This is a genomic window from Azospirillum isscasi (assembly GCF_030849505.1).
Taxonomy (GTDB): Bacteria; Pseudomonadota; Alphaproteobacteria; order Azospirillales; family Azospirillaceae; genus Azospirillum; species Azospirillum isscasi.
Genome location: NZ_JAUJFI010000254.1, coordinates 1 through 5,122, shown reverse-complemented (window position 1 = coordinate 5,122; position 5,122 = coordinate 1). Strand labels below are relative to the sequence as shown.

Below are 5,122 nucleotides of genomic sequence, written 5' to 3'. Positions count from 1 at the left end.
GCTCGTCGGGGCCGACCGGCTGGCGGCAGCGCGGGCGCGGCGCGGCTGGTCGGTGCCAGAGGCAGCGGGGCAAGCTGGGTTGACGGCGCCAACGGTGCGACTGCTGGAGTCGGGCGGCGGGCGCCTGGAGTCCCTGATCGGGCTGGCGGGGGCTGTCGGCGTCACGCTGCGGCTGGTCGAAGCCGGAGCGGCGTACCTCGCGCCCGGCGGCGCGGGCCTGTCGAGCGCGCGGGACGGCACCGGCCGCGACGAGTGGTGGACCCCGCCCGACCTCTTGGCGACGATCCAGGCGGCGTTAGGCGTCGTTGAACGCTGGGATTTGGACCCGTGCAGCCCCGGCGCCGATGTGTCGCACGTCCAGGCGGCTCGGCACGTCACCGTCGCTGAGGACTCGCTGTCGCTGCCGACATGGGGCAAGGCGGGGAACACGGCATTCGTCAACCCGCCGTTCAGCCGGGTCGCCGAGTTCGCTGAGCGCTGCGTCGTCGAGGCTGGGCGCGGCTTGCGTCTGGTCCTGTTGGCCCCTGCCCGGCCGGGGTCTCGGTGGTGGCGAGAGAACGTGGTCAGCAACGGCGTCGCCGACGTGGCGTTCCTCGGGCGGCGGCTGGCGTTCGGTGGGCCGTCCGGCCCGCGTGGTCCGGCGCCTTTCGACGTGGCGCTCGTCTGCTGGGGCTGGTCGGAGGGGGCGGCTGACCGGCTGGCGGCGGCGCTGCCCGGCGCTTGGGCGATGCCCGCGCGACGGGTGCCGCTCGCGGCGCGAGGGGCACGAAATAACGTGACGTCACTAAAATAGCTTGACCCGGTGCCGCACTTGATTTAACGTGATGTCACGATAATTAGCGGAGGCGGTCGTGTCTGAGCAGTCCAAGCACACAGAGAAGCGCGGTCGGGGTCGCCCCGCGACCGGAAAAGCGCAGAGCGACGCCGCTCGGGCGCAGGCGTATCGCGAGCGCAAGGCGCGGTCGGCCGAGGTCGAGCACCGCGAGTTGTTCACCGCGCTCATGCTGGCCTACGGCCTGATGTCGCCGATACAGCGCGGCGAGTGGGAGCGAATGACACCGGAGGTGGCCCGCCGCGTCGCGGTTGCCGTCGAGCAAGCCGAGGCCGAGGTGCAGGCCGAGGTGCTGCGCATGGAGGATCGCCGGGGCGCGTGACGGCGTCCCGCTGGGGCCTTCCCCTGTGGGACGGGCTGGTGGCTTGCATGAAGTCGTTTCAATGATGTGGCAGAAGGGCTTTTGAGACGAGCGTCTCTCAACTTCATAAAGCAGCCGAGACGCGCAACTCTTCCGCGACCCGTAATAGGTTCGAAATGGCTTCTTCAGTTTTGGCCTTGAGGCCTATCCAGCACACTGTTGTGCGGTGCGGATTTCCGATCCAAAGGTATACACCGTCAAACATCTCTTTCATTAGCCCCCGAACGGCTCGCCGAAGCTCAGCCATTGGATGCTCACGTAAAGCTTCTGCATGGTCACCAATTGCGCGCATCGCAACGAGTGCAGCCCGCAGTTTGGCCTCTTGCCCCTCTGCTACCGATGTCTTCTCAAGGAGCGCTTCACCGCATGCGAGCAATTCATAAACGCAATGAACTAATTCTTCGGCAGTATCGGCGGCCTTGCAGGCAATCACGGACATCGTCGTTTTGAGTGTCGCAAATCTTTCTCTAATTCCATCGACATTTTCTAGGAGCGCCCTGACCACTTTTGATATTTCATTTTCGCAAGGCGGTTCAGTCACGGAAAGCATTATCGGAAGATGGACAGGAAACCGCCCGGTCAGAGCAGCAATCGCCGCCATCGTTACCTCCAAGCAGGCGCCGAGAAGTGTGATTATCTCGTCTACTTGTGGGTGGAGTGGGACGCGTACGACCTGTCTGAACAACAGGGTATGAAGGTCGTATTCGAGCGCCTTTACCTCAGTCAAGGCCTTCCTGATCGAGAGCTCAGAGATGTGCTCGGTCGCCGCAGCCTCGAGTTCCTCAACATTGGTGAGAGACACATTGGTTTTCCTGGCGACCGCGATTGCTCCGGCTTGGAAGCCCTCTTCTGAGAGTAGGAATGCCCGATCAGCGCCGACATCCTGCGCAATCTGAACAAGCGTAAGAACATGTGCCTTCGGCACCCGTGATTTCCAATACTTGCACTCAACGATCCACGTCGTTGGCACTCCGCCGAGCTTCGTCCGGACTACTACATCAACCTCGTGCCTACCGCGCACACCCTCGAGCGTTTCCTCAACTACCGCCTCGAAACCCATACGTCGGAAAAGTGCCGCCGCCGTTTCCTGGTATTCACGCCAAGCTGCACTCTTTCTCATTTTAGGCATTGAGACCTTCCTGCGATCCTTTTGGTGCAATCGGGCTGGTGCCCACAATCCTACTCTGCCGTTCCATATTGAGGCTCTGAATTTCCGATGCGGTATTTGGCAGCAGGGTACTTCCCCTTCAAAGCGGGTGTTGCAGAATCATTTCCTTCTGCAACAGAACCTTGACCTAGGCAGATCAACGGGTTCATCGTTGCAGAAGGCTGTTGCAAAATCACGAGGGAACGATGGGCCGCTTGCTGGGGTACGCGCGCGTTTCGACCGACGATCAGGATATGACTCTGCAACTGGACGCCTTGCGCGCCGCTGGGGTCGCCGACGTTGACCTGTTCACCGACCACGGCGTCAGCGGCGCCCAAACCGCCCGGCCGGGGCTGGACCGGCTGCTGTCCGTCGCCGTCGCCGGGGACGTGATCACGGTGTGGCGGCTGGACAGGCTGGGGAGGTCAGTCGTCCACCTCGCTACGCTGGCCGAAGAACTGCGGGGGCGCGGGGTGGGCCTGCGGTCGCTGACGGACGGGGTGGACACCAGCACGGCGACGGGGCGACTGGTGTACGGGCTGCTGTCCACGCTGGCGGAGTTCGAGCGCGAGACGATCCGCGAGAGGGTAAAGGCGGGCATGCAGGCGGCGAAGAAGCGCGGCGTCAGCGTCGGCCGTAGAAAGGCCCTGACAACGGCGCAGGCAAAGCACGCCCGCGCGCTGCGGGCCGAAGGGCGGTCGTGCGCCGAAGTGGCGGCGCTGCTGGGTGTGGACCGCACAACGGTCTGGCGAGCGACGCGATGAGAGCCCCGTTGTACTCGGCCGATGCTGCCGAACTTGCATCTCAATTGCTGAACCTGAACGCTTCCTGCGGTTGCCATACATAGAAAGTTGAGCGAAATTGTCACCCTGGCGCTCGAGGAAAAGCAGCAACGAATGGGTGACATGGTGAACCCTGGTTTTCGGTCGATGGCCCGCGACTCACTTGAGCGTGCAAAGTCGGAACTTGGCAGCGGCGACCCTGAACGGCTGAAATATGCCGCCCTCGAACTGCGCTTCGCCATGGAAGCCGTGACCTACGACCGAGCCTTGGCCTTCAAGGACGAGATTCCCCCTGAAGAATACAAGACGTGGCAACCCCGGAAGCTGATGCAGGTGCTCCACGACATTGACCCGAAGATCGGGATGACCTCGACGATTCGGATGGGCAGGCAAGATGACATCAATACCCCTGCGCCGCCTGAGCGGATGCAGACGCTCGGCACAGACGTCGTGCTCACCTTGGCCGACCTCAAGAGGCACTACGATGCGATTGGTAGCTACCTGCATATGCCATCGCTGGATCAGGTCATGGGGAACAAAGCCCCCGACCCTCAAAAATTGAGAAGGCGATGTGAAGATGCGGTGGCCCTGCTCGACCGGGTTCTCTCATCTGCCATCTGGAACAGCACCTTTGGCAGTTTTTCCGTGCTCGACGAATGCATGAACAGCGATTGCAAGAAGCCGGTACGGAAGCGCCTCCCATCGGGAGCCACCACCGTAGAGGCCAGATGCTTTGAATGTGATGCAGAATACGTTCTAACGCGCCAACCCGGTGGGAAGGTACTCTGGGAGCCAAAAATTGAGGAAGCATCCTGCCCAACAGAAGGATGCAGCGAAACGGTGACCCTATGGCCTCATCAGGTCCGCCCTGGTGTTCACTGGAGGTGCAGTGGGTGCGGGCTCCAATATGGTCTTACCTGGGGCATCGTTAAGTTTGAACAAGGCAATCCGGCATAACCTTCCCCGTCCCGGCCTGCTGAAGGGGGTTCTAAGGAAGATTTAGTGTTGTTCTCTGAGCGACGCAGTTGTCTACCAGGGCACCGCGTCGTCATCATTTTGCGGTGGCGACGGGGCTGGTGGAACGGAATCGGGTGGCGAGGGGACCGGCGACGGGGCGGTCGGGGCAGTCATTCCGGGATAGGCCGTACCCTCCGTAGACGTGTCTTCGGCGTCACGATAGACGGCGCGGATCTCGGCAGCGGTCACGCCAGGACGGCCGCGAACATGCCACGCTTCGCGCAACACGCCGTCGCCAAAATCGTGGACGGTGCGCCGCAGGACCGAGAAACCAACATTCGCGAACAAATGTTCTCGAAGCCGCTCGACGCGAACCGTCGGGCGGCGGGGTACGATCTCGGCGACGCCGTATTCGCGGTGCCGCCGGACGGTCAGCCCGTCGGTCTCGAGCTTGCCCAGCCACTTCCTGTACGCGCCGACCGCGCGAATCAGCGACACGCCGCGCGTTTGGTGCCAGAGTTCAACGAGTTCCTCAGGCGTCCACTCGTCGTCCAGTTCCTCGGCCAACCCAGCGGCGGCGTATTGCACGAGTGCTGCCGGATGGCGGCCGAGACGGTCGTCGTCCTGGGCCGTCCACCAAAGCCAGCCGGTTTCCGGGCGGCCGGTGCCGCCAATCCAATACGCCTCAAGCGCCGCCCACTCCTCCGCCGTGCCGCCCCGGCCAACAAGGTGAAAGTGCAAGTAGACGCGGCCATCGTCACCGTCCCGCTGAATATGGGCGGCGATCATGTCGATGAAGATGCCGGGCGCATGCCGCGCGATTCCGTACCTCAAGCGCTCGGACAGGCGGCGGCTGGTATCCGCGTGAACGCGGCGCAACGCCGTCAGCGGGACCGAGCACACCGGGGCCGCCACGCGGATCTGTCTCACGTTGCAGATGCCATGTTCGCCCGCGAAGGCGGTGTAATACGGGCGGCGCGTGAAGGCTTCCATTGCTTGGAAATCAAGCGAATTGCGGCCACCAGTGGAACCATGTCGCGGCT

Annotated in this window: 6 protein-coding genes; 4 read left to right on the top strand and 2 right to left on the bottom strand. The window is 62.9% G+C overall.

What is annotated here, in order from left to right:
- Positions 1-793, top strand: a 793-nt coding sequence (locus QSG27_RS27590) for a DNA N-6-adenine-methyltransferase (protein WP_306711879.1), incomplete at its 5' end; no start/stop codon positions are given.
- A gap of 58 nt (positions 794-851) precedes the next feature.
- Positions 852-1,154 carry a hypothetical protein gene (locus tag QSG27_RS27585; RefSeq protein WP_306711877.1) on the top strand — a complete coding sequence of 101 codons (303 nt, stop codon included), beginning with the start codon at positions 852-854 and terminating at the stop codon, positions 1,152-1,154.
- Positions 1,155-1,257: 103 nt separating this feature from the next.
- On the opposite strand, the gene QSG27_RS27580 is transcribed toward QSG27_RS27585, so the two are convergent.
- On the bottom strand, positions 1,258-2,313 hold the full coding sequence (locus tag QSG27_RS27580) for a restriction endonuclease (RefSeq protein WP_306711875.1): 1,056 nt from the start codon (positions 2,311-2,313) through the stop codon (positions 1,258-1,260).
- Positions 2,314-2,546: 233 nt separating this feature from the next.
- Between QSG27_RS27580 and QSG27_RS27575 the strand changes: the two genes are divergently transcribed.
- Together QSG27_RS27575 and QSG27_RS27570 are read left to right on the top strand one after the other, a co-directional pair.
- Positions 2,547-3,104: a recombinase family protein gene (locus tag QSG27_RS27575; RefSeq protein ID WP_306711873.1), complete on the top strand. Its 558-nt coding sequence runs from the start codon at positions 2,547-2,549 to the stop codon at positions 3,102-3,104.
- A gap of 87 nt (positions 3,105-3,191) precedes the next feature.
- Positions 3,192-4,079: a hypothetical protein gene (locus QSG27_RS27570; protein ID WP_306711871.1), complete on the top strand. Its 888-nt coding sequence runs from the start codon at positions 3,192-3,194 to the stop codon at positions 4,077-4,079.
- A 72-nt stretch (positions 4,080-4,151) separates the two neighbouring features.
- On the opposite strand, the gene QSG27_RS27565 is transcribed toward QSG27_RS27570, so the two are convergent.
- Positions 4,152-5,122, bottom strand: a 971-nt coding sequence (locus tag QSG27_RS27565) for a hypothetical protein (protein ID WP_306711869.1), incomplete at its 5' end; no start/stop codon positions are given.